At 46.1% G+C, this 26651-nt stretch carries 24 protein-coding genes; 7 read left to right on the forward strand and 17 right to left on the reverse strand.

All coding sequences use genetic code 11. The features are described 5' to 3' along the window. Positions 1-68: 68 nt before the first annotated feature. The 6 genes from gudD to glnK all read right to left on the reverse strand — a co-directional run bounded on the left by gudD (position 69) and on the right by glnK (position 7761). Positions 69-1436 (reverse strand): glucarate dehydratase, encoded by a 1368-nt coding sequence (gene gudD / locus BLL41_RS16910; protein ID WP_071578739.1) that lies wholly within the window; start codon positions 1434-1436, stop codon positions 69-71. Positions 1437-1473: 37 nt separating this feature from the next. Continuing rightward, a complete protein-coding gene (gene gudP / locus BLL41_RS16915) occupies positions 1474-2841 on the reverse strand; it encodes a glucarate transporter GudP (protein WP_071578740.1) in 1368 nt (455 codons plus the stop codon). An 84-nt stretch (positions 2842-2925) separates the two neighbouring features. Further along, positions 2926-4392, reverse strand: coding sequence for an alpha-ketoglutaric semialdehyde dehydrogenase GucD (gene gucD, locus BLL41_RS16920; RefSeq protein WP_071578741.1), 1467 nt, complete (start codon positions 4390-4392; stop codon positions 2926-2928). Positions 4393-4421: 29 nt separating this feature from the next. After that, positions 4422-5348: a 5-dehydro-4-deoxyglucarate dehydratase gene (gene kdgD, locus BLL41_RS16925; RefSeq protein WP_071578742.1), complete on the reverse strand. Its 927-nt coding sequence runs from the start codon at positions 5346-5348 to the stop codon at positions 4422-4424. Positions 5349-5573: 225 nt separating this feature from the next. Continuing rightward, on the reverse strand, positions 5574-6518 hold the full coding sequence (gene glnL / locus BLL41_RS16930; RefSeq protein ID WP_014662630.1) for a glutamine utilization two-component system response regulator GlnL: 945 nt from the start codon (positions 6516-6518) through the stop codon (positions 5574-5576). A 10-nt stretch (positions 6519-6528) separates the two neighbouring features. Beyond that, entirely contained in the window at positions 6529-7761 is a 1233-nt protein-coding gene (gene glnK, locus BLL41_RS16935) for a two-component system sensor histidine kinase GlnK (RefSeq protein ID WP_083428063.1), read from the reverse strand. A 302-nt stretch (positions 7762-8063) separates the two neighbouring features. Between glnK and BLL41_RS16940 the strand changes: the two genes are divergently transcribed. From BLL41_RS16940 to mmuP, 4 genes are all read left to right on the forward strand, one after another. Further along, entirely contained in the window at positions 8064-9047 is a 984-nt protein-coding gene (locus BLL41_RS16940) for a glutaminase (protein ID WP_071578743.1), read from the forward strand. A 21-nt stretch (positions 9048-9068) separates the two neighbouring features. Continuing rightward, positions 9069-10505 carry an alanine/glycine:cation symporter family protein gene (locus BLL41_RS16945; RefSeq protein WP_071578744.1) on the forward strand — a complete coding sequence of 479 codons (1437 nt, stop codon included), beginning with the start codon at positions 9069-9071 and terminating at the stop codon, positions 10503-10505. Positions 10506-10631: 126 nt separating this feature from the next. Next, positions 10632-11579, forward strand: coding sequence for a homocysteine S-methyltransferase (mmuM, locus tag BLL41_RS16955; protein WP_071578745.1), 948 nt, complete (start codon positions 10632-10634; stop codon positions 11577-11579). 120 nt (positions 11580-11699) lie between these two features. Next, positions 11700-13112 (forward strand): S-methylmethionine permease, encoded by a 1413-nt coding sequence (gene mmuP / locus BLL41_RS16960; protein ID WP_071578746.1) that lies wholly within the window; start codon positions 11700-11702, stop codon positions 13110-13112. 36 nt (positions 13113-13148) lie between these two features. On the opposite strand, the gene BLL41_RS16965 is transcribed toward mmuP, so the two are convergent. From BLL41_RS16965 to gamR, 3 genes are all read right to left on the reverse strand, one after another. Next, positions 13149-14219 carry a branched-chain amino acid aminotransferase gene (locus BLL41_RS16965; RefSeq protein ID WP_071578747.1) on the reverse strand — a complete coding sequence of 357 codons (1071 nt, stop codon included), beginning with the start codon at positions 14217-14219 and terminating at the stop codon, positions 13149-13151. A gap of 209 nt (positions 14220-14428) precedes the next feature. Next, positions 14429-14704, reverse strand: a complete 276-nt coding sequence (locus BLL41_RS16970) for a DUF1648 domain-containing protein (RefSeq protein ID WP_071578748.1) — start codon at positions 14702-14704, stop codon at positions 14429-14431. A gap of 33 nt (positions 14705-14737) precedes the next feature. Continuing rightward, complete coding sequence (gamR, locus tag BLL41_RS16975) at positions 14738-15445, reverse strand: transcriptional regulator GamR (protein ID WP_003234841.1); 708 nt, start codon at positions 15443-15445, stop codon at positions 14738-14740. A 218-nt stretch (positions 15446-15663) separates the two neighbouring features. Between gamR and nagB the strand changes: the two genes are divergently transcribed. The 3 genes from nagB to gltP all read left to right on the forward strand — a co-directional run bounded on the left by nagB (position 15664) and on the right by gltP (position 19718). Continuing rightward, positions 15664-16413: a glucosamine-6-phosphate deaminase gene (gene nagB / locus BLL41_RS16980; protein WP_071578749.1), complete on the forward strand. Its 750-nt coding sequence runs from the start codon at positions 15664-15666 to the stop codon at positions 16411-16413. 20 nt (positions 16414-16433) lie between these two features. After that, the gene (gene ptsG, locus BLL41_RS16985; RefSeq protein ID WP_071578750.1) at positions 16434-18329 is read left to right on the forward strand and encodes a glucose-specific PTS transporter subunit IIBC; all 1896 of its coding nucleotides are present in this window, start codon (positions 16434-16436) and stop codon (positions 18327-18329) included. A gap of 144 nt (positions 18330-18473) precedes the next feature. Further along, complete coding sequence (gene gltP / locus BLL41_RS16990; protein ID WP_071578751.1) at positions 18474-19718, forward strand: glutamate-aspartate/proton symporter GltP; 1245 nt, start codon at positions 18474-18476, stop codon at positions 19716-19718. 34 nt (positions 19719-19752) lie between these two features. Here the strand turns inward: gltP and trhO are convergent, their stop codons facing one another. From trhO to cesB, 8 genes are all read right to left on the reverse strand, one after another. Further along, entirely contained in the window at positions 19753-20721 is a 969-nt protein-coding gene (gene trhO, locus BLL41_RS16995) for an oxygen-dependent tRNA uridine(34) hydroxylase TrhO (RefSeq protein WP_071578752.1), read from the reverse strand. 205 nt (positions 20722-20926) lie between these two features. Beyond that, complete coding sequence (locus BLL41_RS17000; protein WP_071578753.1) at positions 20927-21808, reverse strand: helix-turn-helix transcriptional regulator; 882 nt, start codon at positions 21806-21808, stop codon at positions 20927-20929. 107 nt (positions 21809-21915) lie between these two features. Next, on the reverse strand, positions 21916-23256 hold the full coding sequence (locus tag BLL41_RS17005) for an erythromycin esterase family protein (RefSeq protein ID WP_071578754.1): 1341 nt from the start codon (positions 23254-23256) through the stop codon (positions 21916-21918). A gap of 104 nt (positions 23257-23360) precedes the next feature. Further along, complete coding sequence (locus tag BLL41_RS17010) at positions 23361-23639, reverse strand: hypothetical protein (RefSeq protein ID WP_071578755.1); 279 nt, start codon at positions 23637-23639, stop codon at positions 23361-23363. Between the two features lie 54 nt (positions 23640-23693). After that, entirely contained in the window at positions 23694-24485 is a 792-nt protein-coding gene (locus BLL41_RS17015) for a phosphatidylserine decarboxylase (RefSeq protein WP_071578756.1), read from the reverse strand. Next, positions 24478-24966 (reverse strand): DedA family protein, encoded by a 489-nt coding sequence (locus BLL41_RS17020; protein ID WP_014662613.1) that lies wholly within the window; start codon positions 24964-24966, stop codon positions 24478-24480. Before BLL41_RS17020 ends, BLL41_RS17015 begins: the two co-directional genes overlap by 8 nt. Next, the gene (gene pssA, locus BLL41_RS17025) at positions 24957-25490 is read right to left on the reverse strand and encodes a CDP-diacylglycerol--serine O-phosphatidyltransferase (RefSeq protein WP_071578757.1); all 534 of its coding nucleotides are present in this window, start codon (positions 25488-25490) and stop codon (positions 24957-24959) included. Before pssA ends, BLL41_RS17020 begins: the two co-directional genes overlap by 10 nt. Before the next feature lie 197 nt (positions 25491-25687). Beyond that, positions 25688-26572 carry an enantioselective carboxylesterase CesB gene (gene cesB / locus BLL41_RS17030; protein ID WP_071578758.1) on the reverse strand — a complete coding sequence of 295 codons (885 nt, stop codon included), beginning with the start codon at positions 26570-26572 and terminating at the stop codon, positions 25688-25690. Between the last annotated feature and the right edge of the window lie 79 nt (positions 26573-26651).

Here is a 26651-nt window from a genome sequence, read left to right on the forward strand (position 1 = left end):
AACAACTCTCCCTTCAGTTGTTCAATTGTAAGACAAAATAGCCGATATGACAATATTTACAATAAAACTTATCGCACAAGGCACGGGCGCTTCCGGTCAAATTCCCAGTTGTTGATCAGGAACTGCATAGGGATCGCGTCATTCCGTGCGCCTACATTCATTTTCCGATAGATCTCGTGCGCTTTTTCCACTTGTTCCATATCAATGTCGACGCCTAGCCCAGGTTTATCCGGGACCTTGACACAGCCAGCGGTAATCTCAAAAGGCTGTTTCGTTAATCGCTGCCCGTCCTGCCAGATCCAATGGGTATCGATCGCCGTGATTCGACCCGGAGCTGCCGCAGCCACATGGGTAAACATCGCAAGGGAAATATCAAAGTGGTTGTTGGAGTGCGAGCCCCATGTCAAACCCCAATCATGGCACATTTGCGCAACCCGCACGGAGCCCTGCATCGTCCAAAAATGAGGATCAGCCAGCGGAATATCCACCGCGTGAAGCTGAATCGCGTGACCCATTTCCCGCCAGTCGGTCGCAATCATATTTGTCGCAGTCGGAAGCCCTGTCGCGCGGCGGAATTCAGCCATCACTTCACGAGCGGAGTAGCCGTTCTCATCCCCGCACGGATCTTCCGCGTACGCGAGCACATCTTGCTTTCCTTTGCATAATGCAATAGCTTCCTCTAATGACCACGCCCCGTTCGGATCAAGAGTGATTCTTGCCTCAGGAAAACGTTTCGATAATGCGGTAACAGCCTCGATTTCTTCTTCTCCCCGCAGCACCCCGCCTTTGAGTTTGAAATCCTGAAAGCCATAGCGCTCCTGCGCGGATTCGGCAAGACGCACAATAGCCTCCGGCGTCAGCGCTTCCTCATGACGCAGACGGAACCACGCACAATCTGTCTGCTCATCGCTTTGATACGGCAAGGCCGTCCGCTTTCGGTCACCGATGTAAAAAAGGTAACCAAGCATTTTCACTTCATCGCGCTGCTTCCCTTCGCCAAGCAAAGCTGCGACAGGTTCCTGAAGAAACTTTCCAAGTAAATCCAACAAAGCCGCTTCCAATGCGGTGACGGCGTGCACAGTGGTGCGCAAATCAAAGGTCTGGATTCCGCGTCCTCCCCTGTCCTGATCGCCAAACTGCTTTCTGACCCTTTGCAATATCGCCTGGTACGCACCAATGGATGTTCCGACAACAAGCGGCTCTGCCAGCTCCAGTGTGCGGCGAATACGCTCTCCGCCTGGCACCTCGCCGACTCCCTGATTTCCGCTGCTGTCTGTTAAGATTACGATATTCCGGGTAAAAAACGGGCTGTGCGCTCCGCTTAGATTCAGCAGCATGCTGTCATGTCCCGCAACCGGAATCACCTTCATTTCTGAAATTGAAGGAATATTCGATCTTTTTTCTTTTTGAACCTGCTCTTGTATGGATGAACCCATGCTTTTTCCTCCTTTTTATAAAGCGCTTTCATAAATATTAAACAGGCAATGATTGATCGGGGTCTTGTTCTTGTTTCTTTAACACGACCCGTTTGATCGGGCCGACCAGCAGCAAATAGCTGAGGATCGCAACAATCGCGTTAGCGCCGACAAACACGAGCGCGCCATTAAATGATCCTGTAGCATTGACGATGTAACCGATAATAATCGGCGTTGTAATCGAGGCAATATTTCCGAAGGTGTTGAACAAACCGCCGCTTAATCCTGCACACTCTTTCGGAGACGTGTCCGACACGACAGCCCAGCCCAGTGCGCCGAAGCCTTTGCCAAAAAACGCGAGCGACATAATAACAACGACGAGCCACGCTGAATCTGTATAGTTGCAGACAATCATACTGCAAGACAGCAGCATGCCGGCAATGATTGGCACTTTTCTAGCAAAGGTCAGTGAACGGCCTTTTTTGAGTAAGATGTCTGACACGATACCCCCAAGCACGCCGCCGGCAAATCCGCACAGCGCCGGCAGGGAGGCGACAAACCCAGCTTCTAGAATAGACATGCCGCGGGCCTGAACCAAATATACCGGAAACCATGTGAGAAAGAAATAAGTGAGAGTCGTAATGCAATATTGCGCGATGTACACGCCAATCAGCATGCGGTTCGTTAACAGCTGTTTGATATACGGCCATTTCGATTCTGTTTCTTGTTTGCTTTTACTGTCATCCATGGAAATCAGTCCGCCGCCCTGTTCGATGTACGCAAGCTCAGCTTCGTTAACCTTTGGGTGTTTTTTCGGTTCATACACCGTTTTTAGCCAGATGACAGCCAGAAGAATCCCCGCAGCACCCATGACAACGAAGACGGAATGCCAGCCGAAAGAGTGGGTGAGCCAGCCCATTAAAGGAGAAAAAATGACGATTGCGAAATATTGTGCTGAATTAAAAAAGGCTGAAGCTGTCCCGCGCTCGGAACTTGGAAACCATGAGGCAACAACTCTGCCGTTTCCGGGAAATGAAGGCGCTTCTGATAAGCCTACCAGAAAACGCAGTGCAAACAGCAGGATAATCGCTGTGCCGGCTGAGAAAAAGCCAATCGCCCCTTGCAGCAGCGTAAAAAATGACCAGAAAAAGATGCTTAACGCAATGACTGTCTTTGAACCAAAACGGTCCAGCAGCCAGCCGCCCGGAAGCTGCCCGATGACATAGGCCCAGCCAAAGGCAGAAAAGACATATCCCATGGCGACCGAGTCCAATCCCAAATCATGCTGGACAGAATCTCCGGTGATGGAAAGCGTTGCTCGATCCGCGTAGTTAATAGAGGTCACAAGAAACAGCATAAACACGATGAACCAGCGTACAGACGTTTTATTGCCCGCCGGTGTAACACTCGCAAAGTCTTTTTTCATAGTATCTTCTCCTTTTCAAAGTAGAGAATCATATGCTGGCTGTGATAAAGCTGGGAAAGAGACGTAAGCCTCTTTCCAGCACCATTACGGCTTCACAAAAACGGTTTTGATCGCTGTGAAAAAGTCCTTCGCTGCCTCCCCCTGTTCACGGGAGTGGGAGCTCGACTGCTTCATGCCGCCAAAAGGCGCCTGCAGCTCAACACCTGCGCTTTCTGCATTAACACGAACCAGCCCGGCGTCGATTTCATCAATGAAAGAAAGCATTTTGCCGATGTTTTCCGTGAAGATGGATGCACTTAAACCGAACTTCACATCATTGGCGATGTCCAACGCCTCCTTCATCGAATCAACCTTGATTAAGGCAATCACCGGACCGAAAATTTCCTCCTGGGCAATCGTCATCTCAGATGTCACATTGTCAAAGATGGCGGGCTGAACATAATAGCCGTTTTGATATTTTCCGTTCTCCAGCTTTTCTCCTCCAATTAAAAGGGAAGCGCCCTCCCGCTTGCCTTTCTCAATGTATGACAGGCAGTTATCAAGCTGATTCTTGCTGGCGATCGGTCCCATCCAGACATCCTCTTTTAAGCTGTCTCCGATTGTAATATCCTTTGTGCGCTGGAGAAGGTTTTCTTTCAAACGCTCATAAATTCCGCTTTGCACGATGACACGGCTTGTCGCGGTGCATTTCTGTCCGGTTGAACGGAAGGCCCCCGTAATAATAGCTTCAGCCGCAGCTTCAAGGTCAGCGTCATCAGCTACGATGACAGGATTTTTGCCGCCCATTTCAAGCTGATATTTAGCTCCTCTCGCTAAAGCGGCTTGCCCGATGATTTTTCCGACTTGATTTGAACCGGTAAACGTAACGGCATTTACACCGTCATGCTCAGCAAGCCCCTGCCCGACAACAGAGCCCGGGCCTGTCACCAAATTAATGACCCCTGCCGGCAGCCCCGCTTCCTCAAAGCAGGCAATGATCTTCGCGCATGTCACAGCTGTTTCTGTCGCTGGTTTGATGACAACGGTATTGCCGTATACCAATGCCGGCGCCATTTTCCAAATCGGAATCGCCACCGGGAAATTCCACGGAGAAATCACACCGACCACACCGAGCGGAACACGGGTGGTGAACATGAGCGCGTCTTTGTCAGTAGACGGAATGACGTCACCTGTTTTGCGCATGCCCTCTCCGGCGTAATAGCGCAGAATGGCAATCCCCCGGGCTGTTTCTCCCTTCGCTTCCGGCAGTGTTTTGCCCATTTCACGCGTTGCACAGGCGGCGATTTCCTCCAAGTGCCGCTCCATGATATCCGCTGTTTTGTATAAGTATTGGCCCCGCTCGGCACCCGTCAGCTTTCTCCAAGCCGTTTTGGCTTTATTGGCGGCGGCGACGGCACGTTCCACATCCTCAGCTGTTGAATTCTGTACATAACCGACAATATCATTCACATCGGCAGGGTTTTCGATCTTGACCATATCGCCTGATTGAGACTGAACCCACTCCCCGTTAATAAAGTTGAGATACGTGTTTTGTTCCGTGATCACAGACATGCCCATTGCCCCTTTCGTGTTTTTTCTGGTCAAACCGTCGCGGCTTTTTTCGGAAAACGGTCAGCCGCCTGCTTCAAAATCGCTTCCAATTGCTGATAATGATCTTTTTCAACCGGGCCGACAGGCGGTCTGGCTGTATTTCTTACATTCAGCCCCATAATCTCCATCCCCGCTTTAATCAAGGATACAGCGTAGCCTTTTCGTTGTTTGCGAATGTCGTTGATTGGGAGAATCACATGCTGATAGATTTCCTTCACCAGCTCGGCATTTCCGTTTTTCAATGCATCATAGAACATTCGCGAAATATGCGGGATATAATTTGAAATCGCTGAAGAGTAAGAGTGGAACCCGATCGGCAGGTAAGCCGGCATCGTCACTTCAGCCATCGGCATTCCATTGAGCCATCCTAAGCGGTCGCCGATCGTATAGACGAGGTTAATATTTAAATCCATATTCCCTACCCCGTCTTTGACACCGACAAGCTGTTCACATTCGGTCAAGCGTTTGATCTGTTCTACAGCGAGAATGGCGTTATCACGCTGATAGAGAATCGCATTCAAGTCAGTGCTTTCAATAATCGTTTTCGCATACTGATACAGTCCCTCCTGTTCGCCATGCACCAAATACGGGGGCAGGATCAAGTAGCCGTCGGCGCCTTTTTTCTCCGACAGCTGCGCCCATTCAAGCGCTGTGCTGAGGTTGCCGCCCACCCCCGTGTAAACCGGCACCTTTCCCCCGGCTGCCGAGACTGCGACTTCCACCATTTGCTCATATTCCTTCTGGCTGAGAGATTGAAATTCACCAGACCCGCAAGCGATAAATATCGCTTCCAAGCCCTCTTTCAGTAAAAACTCAATGTTTTGAAAAAGAGCTTCTTCCTCCAGTTTTCCTTGTGTGTTAAAAGGAGCAACCGGAAAACCTAAAATTCCAGCGGGTGCTTTTCTGATACGGCTCATCAACATAACCTCCTGTTATTTGTGTATACAGCCCCTAACTGAAAGCGCTTTATAAATCTTTCTTTCACATCCGCTCCTTCCCATATTTCCTTTTGTTTAATTGTAAGACAAATAAACAATAAGTCAATATCTTTATTTTCTGATATTTTATAAATAAACAGTAAACCGCTGTCCCGCCGGGATTCTGCGCAGCAAAAAAACAGCCGGATCAGCCGGCTGTTTGGTTTATATCCTTCTTTGTTTCATCGTCTCGTGCAAAAGCTTCGCTTCCAAAAAAAACACGTGGATGAATTTTTTCATATTTATTCTAGCAGGGGCGAGAGGTTTTGCATCCTTGGATTGGAGTTCTTTCATTTTCTGGCTGACTACCGGAAAATCAAAAAATTTTGACGCATAGGTTTCAAACTTTGGATTCGAAAAATCAGTTGTCCCCAGTGATGCGAAATGGTGCAGCGAATGGATAATCGCTCTGCGGATACGCTGCTCTGAGGCTTTCATTTCTCGATTGACCTCCGTCTGAGAGGCCCCTGTCCCCAGCTTCCGTTCCGCTACTTGGGTAAATATTTGTTTTAGCGAAGGGCTTTGTTTTTCGTGTGGCTCGGATTGCTCGTATTCTGCTAAATACTGCAGGACCGCCATGAGATCCTGCGCGCCGCCTTCTCCCATCATGCCCAGCTCGGACAACAGAAATGCTCCCGCCTCTTTTAAACCGCTGTCACTCTTCTGCTGGGGACGCGCTTTCCGATCAGTCCGATTGACAAGCCGACTTAGAGAATGCTGAATGGCTCCAATCGAGTGTTCAAGCTCAATCCGCTCCTTCACCTTTTGGAGAACCGTAACAATTTCAATGCGGTTAATCGGCTTATGAATAAAATATTCGATGCCGAGCGAGTACGCTTCTCCGACCATTTCCTTCGCCTCCACTTGAGAGATCATTACGATTTTGCCGGAGTACGTATGCTGGATCTCACGAATTGTCTCAATGCCGTCTCTTCCGGGCATTAACAGATCGATTAATAAAATATCAATCTGTTTGAACTGCAGCATATGCCCTTCCACTTGGCTTCCGTCGTCTGCTTCACCAGCAGCTTCCCCAAGATCCTCGTCCTCAATGATCTGCCTTAAAATCGACCGCACCGCACGGTCATCATCAGCGATAAAAAAACGCATAGCTTTCGGTTCACCCTTTCTGAATCAAATGCCGGACAGGCAGCCTGATGGCAAACACCACTCCCCGCTGCTGATTATCAAACGTAATATCCCCATCTAGTTCAGTCACCATTTCCTTCACATAGGAAAGTCCGATTCCCGTAGAAGGCGTGCCGAATTCGTCATATTTTGAAGTAAAGCCCGGGTCGAACACAATCTCCCCTATTTTTTCAGATATACCGGGACCATTGTCTTCCACCTGAAATTCTACCATACTCTCATTTAGCTTACGGAGCCTCAGGCTGATCCTTCCCTCTTCATCCATAGCCTCTACCGCATTTGCCGTTAGATTATTAATGATCGAAAGCACAATAAATACGTGATATTCGTCATGCTCTCCCTCTATGGAGCAGTAAAAATCAATCTGCTTTCCCAGTGCTTCAGCGTACTTTTCATTCATTCGAATCACGAGCTGCAGCAAATCAGAGGCCCTCATATAATCTCTCAAACTCTCATTCGAAATCAGTTTTGAAAGCCCAGCGAATATCCGTTGGTTGTCCTTTTTCACTTCATGAATCTCCCCGGCCAGTCTCAGGATTCTGCCGCTGAGCTGATGATCCTTGCCCTTCATTTCCCGATAGAGCTGATACGAATCGTTTGTCACTTTCTCTGTCGTTTTCAAAGTCTTTTTTAGATGCACCGTTTCTTCATATAAATTAGAAACGATCATCAGCATGTGCTCATGCTGATGCCTTGTCTGTTTTTCTCTCGATTGTGTTTCATACAGCTTCAGCACACTATAAAAGCTCATTACGATAAATGTGTGAGAAATCGCAATCACCGCAATGTCAGTGATTTTCTCAGGCGTGACAACCGTATGAAAAATGAGAAATTGCACAGTCAGCTCGACACAATCTGACACAACTTCAATCATAAACCCGATGAAACCGAGCATAATCGGCCGTTCACGGAAACGATTGGCCTTTAGTATGTAAAACAGGCAGGCGTAAGTCATATAAAAGAAAAAGCCAGACGCTTGGTCATACAGAATCGGAGTCAATCCGTTGTGTCCTCCGCCCCATAATTCCAGAAAGACGCGAAAGATAAAAACAGCCGCTCCAGTCAGAAAACCCGGCAGCACAGCGGGCACATGCCGCAACAACGATAAAAAGAAGAAAAAAACCGGTGCGCCAAAACTGACCCGGAATTCTTCATTGAGGGGATAAAATTTCAGTTCACCGGCCAGCGGCACCGTAATCAGCATGAGAGCCAGTATATAACCGTCTTTTTCGATAAAACGTTCCAGTTTTATGATGATCACATCCTCGCTTTTTATTTTGGAGAAACGGGAGAAAACCTGCAAATTGCTTTTGACCCAGAAAATCAGGTTTTTATAAATCTTACTGCTTATTTTCAAAATGTTTTTGTCGTATTTTGTATGATTCTGTAGTCGCCATTATAAAGTAAATATACCATCCGCTTTTTATGAAAGCGTTTAACGCCCCTTCAGCCTTCGCTTTGATAAACCTCAGTCCTTAAAGAAGAAAATCAGTGAGGAGGAATTCGATGAAAGAATTGATAAAAGAGACTCTGAAAGAAATAAACCCGGCGTCACAGCTGCATCATTGGGTTGAGCATTATCGCCCCTTTGCCGCCAATGGACAAAGTGCAAACTATATCCCCGCCTTAGGAAAAGTCAATGACTCACAGCTCGGCATTTGTATATTGGAGCCTGACGGAACGATGATACATGCCGGCGATTGGAACGTCCCTTTTACCCTGCAAAGCATTTCCAAAGTGATCAGCTTTATCGCCGCCTGCATGAGCCGCGGCATTCCCTATGTGCTGGACCGCGTAGATGTCGAACCGACAGGTGATGCCTTTAATTCAATCATTCGGCTCGAAATCAACAAGCCGGGAAAGCCGTTTAATCCCATGATTAACGCGGGTGCCCTTACCATCGCCTCGATTCTTCCCGGTGAATCGGCATACAAAAAACTCGAGTTTCTATACTCAGTGTTGGAAACCTTAATAGGAAAACGGCCGAGAATTCATGAGGAAGTGTTCCGTTCTGAATGGGAAACCGCCCACCGCAACAGAGCGCTGGCCTACTATTTAAAAGAAACAAACTTTTTAGAAGCTGACGTAGAAGAAACACTTGAGGTGTACTTGAAGCAATGCGCCATGGAGAGCACCACAGAAGACATCGCGTTGATCGGCTTGATCCTTGCCCATGACGGGTATCATCCGATTCGACGCGAGCAGGTGATTCCAAAAGATGTGGCAAAATTGGCCAAGGCGTTAATGCTGACGTGCGGCATGTACAATGCTTCAGGCAAATATGCGGCATTTGTCGGCGTGCCGGCCAAAAGCGGCGTCTCCGGCGGCATCATGGCACTGGTGCCTCCAAGCGCCAGAAGAGAACAGCCTTTTCAGTCCGGATGCGGTATCGGCATTTACGGGCCTGCCATTGACGAATACGGCAACAGCCTCACCGGGGGTATGCTGCTGAAGCATATGGCACAGGAGTGGGAGCTCAGTATTTTTTAAACATAAAAAAGAGGTGATTGTATGCAGCAAATCCTGGAACATATCGTCGGTATCGCAAATGATCTTTTGTGGTCAAAGCTATTAATTGTTTTGCTTCTTTCTCTTGGAATCTATTTTACGTTCAGGCTGAAGTTTTTACAGGTTCGCATGCTGAAAGAAATGGTCAGGGTATTAAGAGAAGGTGCTGCTTCCCGGTCAAAAAACAGCATTTCTCCGTTTCAAGCCTTTTGCATCAGCATGGCGGCCCGTGTCGGAACGGGAAATATTACGGGCATTGCCATCGCCATTGCACTCGGCGGGCCCGGTGCAATCTTCTGGATGTGGATTATCGCCATTATCGGATCAGCATCCAGCTTTGTGGAAAGCACACTGGCTCAGATTTATAAAGTAAAAGATGTAAACGGCTTCCGCGGCGGGCCGGCTTATTACATGGAAAAAGGGCTGAACAAAAGGTGGATGGGCGCGCTGTTCGCTGTGTTAATCACCTTATCGTTCGGTATCGTCTTCAACTCGGTTCAATCCAATACAGTCAGCCTTGCCTTTGAAAACGCGTTCGGCACAAACCGCCTGACATTGGGACTCATTTTAATTGCTGTATTCGGCACGATTATTTTTGGCGGAGTCAAGCGCATTGCAAAATTGGCTGAATCCATTGTCGTCGTATTAGCTGTCCTGTATATCGGAGTTGCGTTTTTCGTCATTTTCACCAACATTACGCAGCTGCCAGATGTGCTTGCGCTAATCGTGAAAAATGCGTTTGGTTTTGACCAGGCCGCCGGCGGAGCTTTGGGCGCGGCACTCATGCAAGGCGTCAGACGGGGAATCTTTTCAAACGAAGCGGGAATGGGGAGCGCACCGAATGCCGCTGCCACCGCCACAACAAGCCATCCCGTCAAACAGGGCCTGATCCAAGCTTTTGGTGTGCTTACTGATACACTGGTCATTTGTACAAGCACCGCCTTTATCATTCTGTTTTCGGATGCCTATCATACTCCGGGTCTGAGCGGAATCGCCTTGACACAAGCCTCTCTAAGCTCCCATGTCGGATCATGGGCATCAGGCTTTCTGGCCATTCTGATTCTGTTATTCGGATTCTGTGCTTTAATCGGAAACTATTATTATGGCGAAACCAATATTGGCTTTTTAAACAAAAGTAAAAAACTGATATTCGTTTACCGTATCGGCGTGCTGGCGATGATTGTGTTTGGCTGTGTTGCCAAAGTCCAGCTCGTCTGGGATCTTGCTGATTTGTTCATGGGCTTGATGGTCGTCGTGAATTTAATCGCGATTTTCTTATTATCAAAGGTCGTTTTTACAGCGCTGAAAGACTATACACGCCAGAAAAAAGCTGGCAAAGATCCGGTCTTCTATAAAGATGTGCTCAAAAACCACAACGGCATTGAATGCTGGCCGCTTTCTGACACAACGGCAGACACACACAACAAACAAATATCATAAAAAAGAGGTGTTCAGACATACGGGCTGAACACCTTTCTCTATTTGCGTTTATTGACAAACACGTAAGCCTCCATTACGATTTTCATATCTTTTTAAAAAATCTGAAAGAAGGCATCGGTACATTCTATGAATCCTATCCAACACATACTAGATACATTCCCGCTTATTGTGCTAGACGGCGCCATGGCGACCGAGCTTGAACGCAAGGGCTGTGATTTGAACGACAGTCTGTGGTCGGCAAAAATCCTGATGGAAGAGCCGGACCTGATTAAACAAGTTCATACTGATTATTTCGCGGCAGGCGCCGATTGTGCGATTACCGCCAGCTATCAGTCCACATTCGAAGGCTTTGCCGCACGCGGGCTGAGCGAAGCGGAAGCACGCCGGCTCATCGAGTTGTCCGTCAGCATCGCAGCTGAAGCTCGTGATGAATTTTGGTCGCTTGAAAAGAACCGTTTGAATCGGCCGAAACCGATCATTGCGGCTTCTGTAGGCCCTTATGGCGCTTATCTTGCAGATGGTTCTGAGTATCGCGGCAACTATGCAATATCAGAAGATGAACTGATTGAATTTCATCGTCCCCGGATGAAAGCACTGATTGAAGCCGGAGCTGATGTTTTGGCATGCGAAACGATCCCGTGTCTGACTGAAGCAAAAGCGATTGTGCGGCTGTTGAAGGAATTTCCCGAAACGTATGCGTGGATCAGCTTCAGTGCCAAAGACGGCCTGCATATCAGTGACGGAACACCAGCCGCTGACTGCGCAGCTTTGCTTGATGAACATCGCCAAATTGCAGCGCTCGGCATCAACTGTACGCCGCTTCAGCATATTTCTTCCTTGATAGAGGAGATAAAAAAGAACACGTCAAAGCCGATCATCGTCTACCCGAATTCAGGTGAGCAATATGATCCGGAAACTAAAATGTGGAACGGCGCAGCATGCGCAGAATCTTACGGGGCGAGCGCCCGCATCTGGCATGAAAAAGGTGCGAAGCTGATCGGCGGCTGCTGCCGGACAAAACCCGAAGATATTCAAGAAATGGCGGCTTGGGTCCGCTCTTTAAAAACAACTTGACTTATCGGAATTGTTTGTATATTCTAACTTAAAGCCGGTTCGCCGGAGTCTCGTGTCACTTCCTGACATGAGATTTTTTATTAGGAAGGAAATAAATCGCCGATAGAAAGTTGGAAAAAGATGAACTCTGCTCACAACAAGAATGAGACAAACTTTCAGAGAAGCATGAAAAGCCGGCACCTCTTTATGCTTTCCTTAGGAGGTGTCATCGGAACAGGACTGTTTTTAAGCTCTGGCTATACCATTCAGCAGGCAGGCCCGGCTGGAACGATACTTGCCTACTTAGTCGGGGCCGGAATTGTCTATCTGGTCATGCTATGCCTCGGTGAGCTGTCAGTCGCCATGCCTGTGACCGGCGCCTTTCACACCTATGCGGCCAAATACATAGGGCCCGGCACCGGATTTACGGTCGCTTGGCTGTACTGGCTGACATGGACCGTGGCATTGGGATCAGAATTCACAGCAGCCGGCCTGTTAATGCAGCGCTGGTTTCCCCATACATCGGTTTGGATGTGGAGTGCCGTCTTTGCGCTGTTCATTTTCTTGCTTAACGCATTTTCGGTCAGGTTTTTCGCTGAATCAGAATTTTGGTTTTCCAGCATCAAAGTATTAGCCATCATATTATTTATTCTTTTAGGCGGTTCTGCCATGTTCGGCCTCATCCCGATCAAAGGCGGAGAAGCCGCTCCGATGCTGTCCAACTTCACGGCGGAAGGCGGGCTCTTTCCCAATGGATTTGTTCCGATATTGATGACGATGCTGTCCGTCAATTTCGCCTTTTCGGGAACGGAACTGATCGGAATCGCAGCCGGTGAAAGCGTTGATCCTGACAAGACGATACCAAAAGCGATTAAAACAACGGTCTGGCGTCTCTCACTCTTCTTTGTCGGAACAATTTTTGTGCTGTCAGGGCTGATTCCGATTCAAGATGCAGGTGTCATCAAAAGCCCGTTTGTCGCTGTCTTTGACAGAGTCGGTGTACCATACGCGGCCGATCTCATGAACTTTGTTATCCTGACAGCGATCCTGTCAGCGGCTAATTCCGGACTCTACGCTTCTTCCCGGATGCTGTGGTCTTTATCTAAAGAAAAAACGCTTCATCCGACATTTGCAAAGCTGACATCAAAAGGAACCCCGTTTAACGCGCTGGTGTTCAGCATGATCGGAGGCATTCTGTCGCTGCTGTCCAGTGTATTTGCACCAGACACTGTATACGTTGTGCTCGTGTCGATTTCCGGTTTTGCTGTCGTTGTCGTGTGGATGGGAATCGCTGCATCTCAATTCATGTTCAGAAAACGTTATATCGAAGCGGGAAACAAAGTAACTGATTTGAAATACAGAACGCCTTTGTATCCGATCGTGCCGATTGCAGCGTTTCTGTTATGCCTGGCTTCCGTCATTGGCATTGCCTTTGATCCGAATCAAAGAATCGCACTGTATTGCGGCGTTCCGTTTATGGCCATTTGCTATGCAATGTATTATGTGAAAAACCGCAAAAGCCTGCCGGCTGCTGATATGCCTCATTCAAAATAAAAAGAACCTGCCTTCGGGCAGGTTCTTTTTCCATTTTTACACTTCCACTGTCCAGTTAAACGGGCCTTTTACCTTGCCAAGCTGAATATCTGTTATCGTTTCATACAGCTTTTTCGAGATGTCCCCGATTTGCCCATCGCCTACAACCACCGTTTTTCCATGAATGTTGAGTTCACCGACAGGCGTAACGACGGCTGCTGTGCCCGTGCCGAAGACCTCTGTCAATTCTCCGCGTGCAGAGGCTGCATACACCTCATCAATTGATATTCTCTCTTCACGAACCGGAATGCCCCAGCTTCGAATCAGTTCAATCGCAGACGCGCGTGTCACCCCGCTTAAAATGCTTCCGCTTAAATGAGGTGTGACAGCTTCACCGTTTATGACGAAAAAGATGTTCATGCTCCCTACTTCTTCTACATATTTCTTTTCGATGGCGTCCAGCCACAGTACCTGGTCATAGCCCAGTTCATTCGCTTTCCGCTGTGCCTGAAGACTGGCGGCATAGTTTCCAGCCGTTTTTGCAAATCCGACTCCGCCGTTGACCGCCCGCACATACTCATCTTCAACATAAATTCTAACCGGCTTCAGCTGATCGTCGCCATAATAGGAGCCGACAGGCGAAAGCACGATCATAAATGTATAGCTCCTGGATGCCTTCACACCGAGACTCGGTTCTGTGGCAATGACAAAAGGACGAATATACAGTGACGTTCCTTTTTCCTTTGGAACCCAATCTTTCTCCAGCTCAACTAATTGCGTCAATGCCTCAAGCACCAGCTCTTCGTCTAAAGGGGGCATGCTCATGCGCTCACACGATCTGTTCAGCCGTTTGATATTTTGATCCGGACGGAACAGGAGCACCCTGCCATCCTCTGTTCTGTATGCTTTTAATCCTTCAAAAACAGCCTGGCCGTAATGAAAAACAGATGAAGACGGATCGAGTGTAAGCGGTGCGTACGGTGCAATTCTCGGATGATGCCATCCAATTCCCTCTTCATAGTCCATCACAAACATATAATCTGTAAAGTATTGTCCAAACCCCAAGGAAGACGGGTCGGGCTTTTCCTTATAATATACAGTTTTTTCTCGTTCAATAAGCTTATTCAATCTGACCAGCACACCTTTCATATAATTGTTTAAATATTCAGTCTTTTTAAGGCTGCAAAAAACATAAAGCCCTTCCTTTCATGATACGCCGCTCCACACCGCTAAATTTCAGAATATTCTTTAGGATTATCAGCTATTATACACCACATTCATTGTCAGATGAAGCTGAAATTAAAGAAAAACAGCCAGTTTTATTCTGGCTGTTTGATTTAGACCGCTAAACAAAGGATGACAATGTGGCAAATCAGCAAAATATACACTGCGAACACTAATTGCCAATTGATCTTCCGCGCCCATGCAAACACCACCATCAAAACAGGCAGCATCACAGTCCCCGCCAGCTTGTTAACTGTCAGATCCGGGCTGTTCGCTACATCATAATGAATCGGCATCTGCGCCGGCAGAAAAGGGTAAAACACGATTGAAAGGATGAATGCAGCAATCACAGCTCCCCACAGCACTTTTCCATTCGTCAATAGAAACATAGAACGACCATTCCCTTCTTATCACGTATTTCTTTATGAATGATATGACTGTTCTACGGTGAATTTCGTTCGGTCTCCCCGCGTAATAATTTGCGCATATTCCACCACTTCTTCATTTTTATCATAGGTAAGGGATTCTGATAAAAACGCAGGCGCTCCGACATTGGTTAATAGGTGGCCGCTGATCGTTTCATCCGTTAAAATCGGTTCGATCGATTCCGTTCCCCTGCTGATTTCAATATTGTATTTTGTCCTTAACAATTCAAACAGCGAGCCGGTGCATTCCTCCTGCGCCAGCCCCGGTGCAGCCTTCCAGGGAATATACGAGGTATGATACTGCAAAGGCTCCCCCTCAGCGTATCTGACTCTGACAAGCTTGTTGACAGGTTCATTCTCTTTCATTTTCAAAAGTTCGGCAATGGAGTGATCAGCGGGAATCACCACAAGCTCAAGCACTTTTGATTCGGAACGCAGGCCTCTCATTTGTTCTGCAAAGCTCGTAATCTTATGCGGAATCGGCGTTTGTATTTTTGCCGCCGATACAAACGTCCCTTTCCCCTGAATTCTCTTAATATATCCCTCAAGCTCTAACTGCTGCAGGGCCAGTCTCACAGTTGTTCTGCTGACATCATATTGTTCGCAAAACTCACTCTCCGTCGGCAGCTGGTCATTCGCCTGATATTTGCCAGACTTAATTAATTCAATGATTTTAAACTTGATAACAGAATATAAAGCTGTCATTTCATTCTCCCCATTCTGTATGCAATCCGTTCTTTTTCATTGAGACCATAATACCATTTGCCATCCCAATATGAAAGATTTGTATCCTTCTTTTATAACAAATTTTCAGAAATTAATATTGACAGTTTGATAACGGTGGTGCTAAATTCGTAATGACAAGTATCATAAATTGGTCATAACAAATTTGGTGCTTGTCTATCTCTTTGAGGGGGTGTCACATGAAGATTCTGATTGCTGAGCACTACGATGAACTCTGTAAGTTAAGCGCTACCATTATTAAAGAGCAAATACAAGCTAAGAAAGATTCTGTTCTTGGCCTGGCAACCGGAAGCACGCCGATCGGCTTGTACAAGCAGCTGATTTCAGACTATCAGGCAGACGAAATTGATTTTTCAAAGGTTACTACATTTAATTTGGATGAGTACGCTGGTCTCTCTCCATCTCATCCGCAAAGCTATAACAAATTTATGCATGAGCATCTTTTTCAGCATATCAATATGCAGCCTGATCATATTCATATCCCGCAAGGAGACAATCCGCAGCTTGAGGCTCAATGCAAGGTATACGAAGATCTCATCCGCCAGGCGGGAGGCATTGATGTCCAAATTCTCGGCATCGGCGCCAATGGCCATATCGGTTTCAATGAACCGGGATCTGATTTTGAGGACCGGACACGTATTGTGAAGCTCTCGGAAAGCACGATACAGGCAAATGCCAGATTCTTCGGCGGTGATCCAGTGCTGGTGCCGAGGCTCGCGATTTCAATGGGCATTAAAACCATCATGGAATTCAGCAAACATATTGTGCTTTTAGCAAGCGGCGAGGAAAAAGCAGACGCCATTCAAAAGATGGCTGAAGGTCCTGTCACGACAGATGTACCGGCCTCCATTCTCCAAAAACACAGTCATGTAACCGTTATCGTCGATAATAAAGCAGCTCAAAAATTAAAGAGTGCACCATACTCATAACACAATAAAAGGAGACTGTCATGTTTAAAAAGGCATTTCAAATTCTGCAGCAGCTTGGCCGCGCGTTGATGACTCCGGTTGCCGTCCTGCCGGCAGCGGGTCTTTTGCTCCGTTTCGGAGACAAGGACTTACTGAACATCCCTATTATAAAGGATGCGGGCGGCGTTGTATTCGATAATCTTCCGCTGATTTTCGCTGTTGGGGTCGCAATCGGATTAGCCGGCGGCGAAGGTGTAGCCGGACTTGCCGCTGTCATTGGATACTTAATTTTAACCGTTACCCTCGACAATATGGGAAAATTACTCGGCCTTCAGCTTCCGTATGAAGGAGCCGAGCACCTGATTGATATGGGAGTTTTCGGAGGAATCATCATCGGGCTTCTCGCCGCCTATTTATATAAGCGGTTTTCATCAATCGAGCTGCATCCGGTCCTTGGATTTTTCTCTGGAAAACGCTTTGTCCCGATTATTACTTCCGTCAGTTCATTGGTGATCGGTGTCATTTTCTCATTCGTTTGGCCGCTGATCCAAAATGGAATTAACGCAGCCAGCAGTTTAATTGCCGATTCAACAGTCGGCCTGTTCTTTTATGCAACGATCTATCGTTTGCTGATTCCTTTCGGCCTGCATCATATTTTTTATACACCTTTCTATTTTATGATGGGAGAATACACAGACCCATCAACAGGCAACACCGTAACCGGCGACCTGACAAGGTTTTTCGCGGGAGACCCGACAGCCGGGCGCTTTATGATGGGGGATTTCCCTTACATGATTTTCTGTCTGCCAGCAGTTGCTCTTGCCATTATCCATACCGCGCGTCCGGAAAAGAAAAAAATGATCTCCGGCGTTATGATTTCTGCGGCGCTCACATCTATGCTGACCGGAATTACAGAACCGGTTGAGTTTTCTTTCTTATTCGTTGCACCTGTGCTCTATTTGATAAACTCTATTCTTGCCGGCGTCATCTTTGTCGTTTGTGATTTATTCCATGTCCGCCACGGCTATACGTTCTCAGGAGGCGGAATTGACTACGTCTTGAACTACGGACTGTCAACAAACGGCTGGGTTGTCATTCCTGTCGGGATCGTGTTTGCTTTCATTTATTATTATTTGTTCCGATTTGCGATTCAGAAATGGAATTTGAAAACGCCCGGCCGTGAAACAGATGAAGACGGTCAGAATGAGGAGAAAGCTCCAGTCTCAAAAGACCAGCTTGCCTTTCACGTGCTGCAGGCCTTGGGCGGACAGCAAAATATCGCTAATCTGGATGCGTGTATCACAAGGCTTCGCGTGACCGTTCATCACCCAAGCCAAGTCAGCAAAGATGAATTAAAACGGCTTGGCGCAGTAGGTGTGCTCGAAATCAACAACAACTTTCAGGCGATATTCGGAACAAAATCCGATGCCTTAAAAGACGACATCAAAACGATTATGGCCGGGGGCGTCCCTGACACCGCCGCCGCGCTGGACACGGAAACGGACAAGCAGCAAAAGCCTGTTTCCGACGAGGCCTTTATTTATCCGCTCAAAGGAGAAACAGTCTCTCTGGCGGACGTTCCTGATCAAGTTTTTTCAGAAAAAATGATGGGCGAGGGACTTGCGATTAATCCATCAGAAGGAAAAGTCGTCGCACCTGCGGACGGCGAGATCGTCTCGATCTTTCCAACAAAACACGCCATCGGCTTTATGAGCGCCGACGGCACCGAAATCCTGATTCATGTCGGCATTGATACCGTCAAATTGAATGGGGAAGGCTTTGAAGCACATGTCACGAGCGGACAAGCCGTCAAACAAGGCGAACTGCTTCTCACTTTTGATCTTGATTACATCAAGCAGCATGCCGCTTCAGCAGTCACACCGGTTATTTTCACAAATATCTCTGAAGATGATATGAAGCACATTCAAATGAAGTAAAAAAGTCCCCCCTGCTGCGGGGGACTTTTTCGCCAACATAATGAAAGCGCTATCAAAATAAAATAACTTGAAAAAAGGGGTTTGCTTTAGAATCACGAATGATATGAATATGCCTACATTCTATCGTTCTAAAGGGGGATTCATTTGAAAAAATTAATCGCGTTTCAAATTTTAATCGCTTTGGCTGTCGGTGCGGTGATCGGCCACTTTTTTCCTGATTTCGGGATGGCACTGAGGCCTGTCGGAGATGGATTTATCCGCTTGATTAAAATGATTGTTGTGCCGATTGTGTTTTCTACCATTGTCATCGGAGCCGCAGGAAGCGGAAGCATGAAAAAAATGGGCAGCCTCGGTTTCAAGACGATCATTTGGTTCGAAGTGATTACCACGCTTGTATTAGCGCTCGGACTTTTATTAGCGAATGTCTTAAAACCGGGTGTCGGGCTTAACCTCTCCCATTTGGCGAAAAAAGATATCAATGAACTGTCAGGCTACACTGAAAAAGTTGTTGATTTTAAACAAATGATTCTCGATATTATTCCTACAAACATTATTGATGTGATGGCCAGAAATGATTTGCTTGCCGTGATTTTCTTTGCGATTTTATTCGGTGTCGCCGCTGCCGGCATCGGCAAAGCCTCTGAACCCGTGATGAATTTCTTTGAATCCGCCGCTCAAATTATGTTCAAACTCACGCAAATCGTCATGGTGACTGCTCCTATTGGCGTATTAGCCCTGATGGCGGCCTCTGTAGGCCAATATGGCATCGAGCTCCTTCTCCCTATGTTTAAGCTGGTTGGCACGGTATTCCTTGGCCTGTTCCTAATCCTCTTTGCCCTCTTTCCGCTTGTCGGTCTTATCTTTCAGATTAAGTATTTCGAAGTATTGAAAATGATATGGGATCTGTTTTTAATTGCATTTTCCACCACCAGCACTGAAACCATTCTCCCTCAGCTGATGGATAGAATGGAGAAATACGGCTGTCCCAAACGAGTGGTATCATTTGTCATTCCCTCCGGCTTGTCATTGAACTGTGACGGCTCCAGCTTATATTTATCGATTTCTTGTATCTTTCTGGCACAGGCCTTTCATGTAGACATGACATTGTCCCAGCAGCTCCTCATGATGCTTGTGCTTGTGATGACCAGTAAAGGCATTGCAGCCGTTCCCTCTGGCTCGCTTGTTGTGCTTCTGGCAACTGCCAATGCTGTAGGACTGCCGGCTGAAGGCGTTGCCATTATCGCGGGTGTTGACCGTGTCATGGACATGGCGCGAACAGGCGTGAACGTTCCGGGACATGCGATCGCCTGCATCGTGGTGTCAAAATGGGAAAAAGCCTTCCGCCAAAAAGAATGGGTTTCCGCAAACGGCCAAACCGAAAGCTTATAAAAAAAGAACACCTCATTCCGAGGTGTTCTTTCCATTATTCAACAGAAGCGTGTTCTTCTGTTTCAATCGCTGCCAGTCTTGCGTTTACTTCTTCTTCTGTCATATTATGCTCTTTCACATACAGGTTTCTTGGGTTCGTGCGGCATTCGTGGCTGCAGCTGCGCATATATTTATACTCATTTTCCGGTGTGCATATCATTTTTTTATTGCAAGATGGATTTGCGCAGTTCACATAACGCTCACACGGTTCTCCTGTAAAGTAGTCTTTTCCGACGATCACATGCTCGACACGGTTGACAGGCACGCTGATTCTTTCATCAAATACGTAGCACTGGCCGTCCCAAAGCTTGCCTTGCACCTCAGGATCTTTTCCGTATGTCACAATTCCGCCGTCAAGCTGGGCTACATCTTCAAAGCCTTGCTTCACCAGCCATCCTGAGAACTTTTCACAGCGTACGCCGCCTGTACAGTACGTTAAAATCTTTTTGCCTTCAAGCATATCTTTGTGTTCTTCGATCCATTCCGGTAATTCGCGGAAGGCTTCGATGTCAGGACGGACTGCACCTCTGAAATGGCCAAGGTCATACTCGTAATCATTACGCGCGTCGATTACGATTGTATTTGGATCCTGCATCTTCTCATAAAATTCTGCTGGCTTCAAATGCTGACCTGTTGTTTCATTCGGATCGACGTCATCTTCAAGACGAAGCGTGACAAGCTCTTTTTTATGGCGCACGAAGATTTTTTTGAAGGCATGGCCTTCTGCTTCATCAATTTTAAATACCATATCCGCAAAACGAGGATCAGCTTTCATTGTTTCCATATATTTTTCAGTCTGTTCAACCGTACCTGACACCGTACCGTTAATTCCTTCAGAAGAAACAAGGATACGGCCTAACAAACCAAGCTCCTTACAAAAAGCCAGATGCTGCTCTCTAAACGCCTCTGGATCTTCAATCGGAACATATTTATAGTAAAGTAATACTCTGTATTGTTTTTCCATGTTTTAAACACCCTGTTCAATTATAGTTAGTTGCTATGCACACTCTTACTATATCATACAGGAAAATGCCGCAAAGATGAACAGATCCGCCCAGACTGATAAAAATATCCAGCCTCTTACAAACCTATGCGGCACAAGGGTTTATGAATAACGTATAGTATTTTCCATTAAATTACTAATTAATATAGTTATCTGAAAACTATTATTATAATTCCTCTTCAAAAGATAAATTTACCGGCTCATCTAAAAGTTCTCCCGGCATTTCAAGGTTTGTTGAAGGAACGCTCTTATCTACCTCTTCAAAAACAACATGATCCATCCACACCTGCCCCGGTCCAGATAATTGAACACCAAAAGATATCACTGCGCTATTTTCAGGAACATCTAAAACGATAGCATAATGATTCCAATTGGTTGTTCCGGTAATAGGTCTGTTGCTCATATTATCAAATTGGAGAACATCATCAGCGGCACTGTCAACCCTCATCCAAAGTGAGGCAAAATGCTGCACTCCTTTTGTTTTGATAAAACTTGATAAACGAAGCCTTTTTCCAAGATAGCAGCCTGCTTTGAATTGCTGCATCATCGTCGCAAATTCACCGATATCCTGCACCATCTTTGACTTTAAATACCCTGAAGCTTTTCCCTGATGTACATTTTCCCGGTCAATCCCCATTTCGAATTGGAACGGATGGCTCCCGCTCAATACCCAGCCTTTCATTTTTTTCTCCATGTAAGATTCCTCCTTTTTTGAAGTAAAGCGTTTCATAAATGTTCGGTATGCTCCTGGCGGCATGTGATACATCTTTTTGAAGGTCCTCGTAAATGCTTCTTGAGATTCAAACTGATAATACAAAGCAATATCGATAATACGATGATCTGTATAAAGCAAAGCTGCCGCTGCATTTGCAAGACGTCTTAACCGAATATAAGAAGCAACCGACATACCGACTTCTTTTTGAAAAATCCGATGAAAATGGAATTTTGAAAAGCTTGAAACGTTCACAATATCCTCGTTTGATATTTGCTCATGCAAATGTGATTCAATCCAATTGATTGTTTTCTGAACCGCTTTTTCATAATACATTGCACGCTCCAATCCCCTTTCTGTTTTAGAATAATGGATCACGGATTATATGTTTTGATTATTTTTGCGATATGTAAAAATCCCCTGTTTACCACAGGGGATACCGGTCACTTGATAATGACTGACGGCGTGATATGCTCCAGCCAAATGACACCGTCATATTGTTCCTTCAGGATCATCTGCTCTTCCATGTACCCCCAATAGAGCGCAGTCCGCGGGGTATACATCCACGAAGTGCCTTTCTTGTTTTTTGTATGGAGAAAATCAACAAAGACAGCTGGATGGTCCGCAGCTTTCAGCAAAGCTTCAAGACTTCCAGACGGCGGCGGGCTTGTAACCGGCATAACCGTCTTATTATCGGAACTATCCAGACTCGCACCTGAGTAAGCATAAATGCCAATCGTATATGTTTGTTTCTTCAGCCGCTCCGGCAAATAATCACCCATGTTACGGCCGTTTAGCTGTACCCAGTCCTTTATCATTTTCGTATTCTGTTTGCGAAGATGGTAATTGTGGCCCCAGACAATGATTTTCTTTTTCGGATAAAGAGTTTCGGCTACCCACTGAAATTGTTCAGCCATCATGCGGTCTCTCATAAAGAATGAAAAATCTTCAATATTCTTGGGATAATCCTCTAGTTTTTCTTTCATTTCTTCCAACATATACGTTTCCATGACGTCAATTCTCAGCTGAAGGGAATGCATAAACATCTCATAAGCGTTCGGCTCTTTCGGAAGGTGAGCTATTAGCTCTGAGGCATTTGTTTCAGCGAATTTGATCAGCCCCTGATAGTTTTTCACAAGCTTTTCCTTCTTTTGCGAAAATTCATCAAACGTATTGCTGTCTGTCACTAATGTTGAGAAATCATTTTCTGATTGGGAAAGCAGCTCTGATTTTTCCGGGTTCACCGCTTTTACCCATTGAGCCGCAGCATCATTGAATGAATTCTTCATGCTTTGAATATCAAAACCGGTAAGGATCAGCGGATCGCCTTTCTCTTTTTGTTCTTTCATGTAATCAAACAATTCAACGACATCTTCTGTGTGCCATACAGCGTAAATGGAGTTTTTCATCGTGCTTTTTGGGGTTAATTGGTCCATATTTAGGTAGGATGCATTTGTATCAGGGAAGCCAGATTCAAAGGCCAATACATCGTATCCCAGCTCTTCGTGGAGGTATTTGATCATTCTGACCTTTGTGGCATTGATTTCGCCAGCGCCATGTGTCGTTTCCCCTAACTGAACGATTCGTTTCCCTTTCAGCACCTTTTTTAGAAATCGAAGGTCTTTGTTTGAAGCATTGGAAGCATCCAGTGGCTGTACATGTCGTTCAATCCATGAATCCCAATGTTTTTCTTCAGAAGCAGCACGGGCAGAGGCTGAAAAAGAAGAAAACGCCAGACAAACGATTAGCAGCGGCAGGGTCATTCTCACTATCATTCGTTTCAATTCTATCTCTCCTTTTCTGCTAGGTTCTCTAGTCGTTACAAGATAGCTATTGAAAAAGTTTCCTTTTTCCTCCAACAGAAAAAGCTTCTCTGTTGAAAGAAGCTTTAGCTGGATTCTCTCATCACCTGATGAAAGTAAAACCGATATGTATTTCGTAAAAATGTCTCAACCGGAAGCTGCACATCCGCTTGGTATTTGCTGATGATAAAGGGAAACCGCTCGATTCCTTTTTCGCGCAAATTGTTCGCTTGTTCATCATCCATTGCCTTCTCTTGCAAAACCGCTTCAATGATCGGCCAGCACGCTTCCCGCAAATGCCGCAGGACAGCTTCATCTCCGGTGTTCTGATAATCTGTAATCCAGCTGATGATTTGTTTCTCCATGAGTCTCACCTTTCTTCAAAAAAAGAGGCGCTGCGTCTATGCAAGCTCCTCTTTTTACTCTTCGTAACCTATCAGTTCTCCAACTTGAACTTCTTGGCCTTCTGTTAAATTGGCGGACGGCTGGAACGCGTCTTTTTCAAAAATCAAAATGACGGTTGATCCAAATGAAAAGTATCCTAGCTCCTCGCCGATCTCCAATTCAGCACGGGTATTTGTCTGCACGATAGAATTAATATTCATCGCACCGACAGGAATCATCAGGACTTTCCGACTGCCGCCACTCAGTTCGTACACAAACCGATAATTTTTCGACAGCACATCTTTTCCGTATTTTAAGCCTAATTGATTTACCGGATATGAGCGATTTCCGAGCTCGGCCAGCTTTTGATACCTGCAGCTGATCGGAGAATGGAAACGGTGATAATGGCGCGGGCTTAGATACAGCACGACGAAGTATCCGCCATTGTATTGATGGTCCGCGCTTTTACAGCCTGTCAGCTCAGCGAATGAGTAATCTTTTCCCTTTACCGTAAAGGTTTGATTCGGGTTGATGATTCCTACCGTCTGAACCACACCGTCAACAGGGCTGACCACCGCATGCGCCTCTTTTGAAACAGGGCGCCGCTCCAGATTAATTTGTCGAATGAACAATTCGGACAGCGATCCGTAATCAGCAGCCGTCCCGTCCACATCATCCCAATTCAGCCGAAAATGTTTTGAGAAAAGCGGAATGACCGGTTTGCTGATTTTCGACTCGCAAAATCCTTTAATCAGATAGGATGACAGACGATGATTCGTCAGCTCTATCAATGATCGATACAGAATCTTTACAGCCGTATTAAACATGAATAATCCCTATAACCCTTCCGATTGTAATAAAAACAAAGCACCACAAAAAGGCGCCGATTGCCGCAAACGCAATATACGTTTTCAAATCCATTTTGCCGATCCCCGAAAAGTAGCATGTCACATGTCTGACGCCGGGAATAAAATAACCTAAAATAAGAGAATATGGACCGTATTTCTTCATCCATTTCTCCACTTTCATCATTCTTTTTTCTTTTAAGCCGACCCACTTGCCGTACTTATCGATAAACGGGCGTCCGGCTTTTCTGCCAATCATGTAGCTGATCAGCATACCTAACAAAGCCCCGACAAAGCTGATCAATATCGAAAGCTCATAATTCAATACATCGGTATGCGTGAAATAGCCAACAACGGTCATCATCACTTCATCTGGAATCGGCAACCCTACAATCCCTAATACAAGCATCAAAAAAATAGCGAGATAACCGTAATCCGCTATGAGCTGCTGAACTAATTCCATCTCCCGGACTCCAGGTTTTCTGCCGCATGTTTTTTAAAATGAGGGAATTTTATTTTACTCACCATTAAATATGAAAGTCCGCAAGTGCCGATTGCCAGAAGGATCGGGTTATAGGTGAAGCTTAGAATAACAAGACACATGCCCGCAAATGGAATCGGCATACCAATAAATGTTGGGAGCTTGCTTTGTTCAATGTTAAATTTAGAGAGGCGAAGCATTCCGCAAATGCTGTACGTCAATGCGCATAAGATCCCGATAAATGGAAGGGTATACAACGCGACACTGTAAGCAAGCATAGAGGGAGCCACCCCAAACGTAACCAAGTCGGCAAACGAATCTAATTCTTTTCCCATATCAGAAACGGCATTCAGCTTACGTGCAGCCAAACCGTCAAAGAAATCAAGGAACATGCCGGTAAAAATGAATAGCACTGCTGAATGAATGTTGTGATATAGCAAGGAATGAATCGCCAGCAATCCGCAAATGAAATTTCCTATCGTAATCATACAGGGGATGTAATTCACAGTGTAACCAAACCTCCAATTGTAAAACCATCTATATTATTCGACGATAGTAATCGAATAGCGTTACAGGAAAAATTTTCTCCAATAAGCATGATAACATAGAATGCCCCCAAAAAAGCAGCATTCAAATTCTATTATTATACAACATTTGTTACCATTTGAAAAATGAACGCCAATCTTTTCATATTTTTAGTAATTTATTCTCCGCCCAAAAAGGACAAGACGCGTTGATTGACGTACTCTGGCTGCTCCAGAGATAACAGGTGTCCAGCGCCCTTTACGATTTCAGCCTGAATTCCCGGCACCAGTACTGAAGCCCGCTCATAAGCCATTTGCTGATGGTACATGACCTCGTGCTCACCGAACATCAGCAGTACCGGGACTTGTATTGATTTCAATTCCTGGTCTGTGAACACGTACGGAAAGCCATTTTCTGTCGGCTTCAGGCTCCTTTGTTCATCCTGCCACGCCGCGCCCTCCACAATTTGGCTTTGCAGTAAAGGATGAAGATCATATCTGTTATCTGTGATCCACTTGATATATGCTTCAGCTCCCCTTGACCCTGTAAGCGCCGCAGCGTATTTATAGACATCCGGATGAAATGAAATAAACGCTTCAGCGGGACTCATAACAACCGCCCGCTCTACTCTTTCAGGCACTTGAAGCAAGAAATTCACGATATGGGAGCTGCCAAGCGAAAGACCGGCCATGTGTGCTGTCTCAAGTCCAAGAGAATCAAAGACATCTTTCATCCATTCTGCAAAATCAGCTCTTGTTTCCATCGCTGCTGATGGTATACTTTTATTTTTGTCTCCTATTATATCGACCGCATATGTACGAAATTGACTGCTCCAAGCCGCGATATTCGGATACCACATCGCAGAGCTAAAAAGGCCTCCGTGAAGCAAAATGAGCGAAGGCGCGCCCTTTGGCCCACTTGCAATGATATGTGTTTTTCCAAAACGAGTAGAAACATAGAATGCTTCCGACTCAATCGGCCACAAAGAAAGGCTTTGATTATACGCCTTGTAAAAGCGAAGACCGCTTTCAACCGCGGCAAGCTGCATTGAATCTTGTGTCATCTTCTTCTTTTTCCTCCGGGTTTGATTGATATAAATTAAAGGATAGCGCCCCTTTTGTCTCGTAAGAAAATATACCTAT

Source organism: Bacillus sp. FMQ74 (assembly GCF_001875785.1).
GTDB classification, from domain to species: domain Bacteria; phylum Bacillota; class Bacilli; order Bacillales; family Bacillaceae; genus Bacillus; species Bacillus stercoris.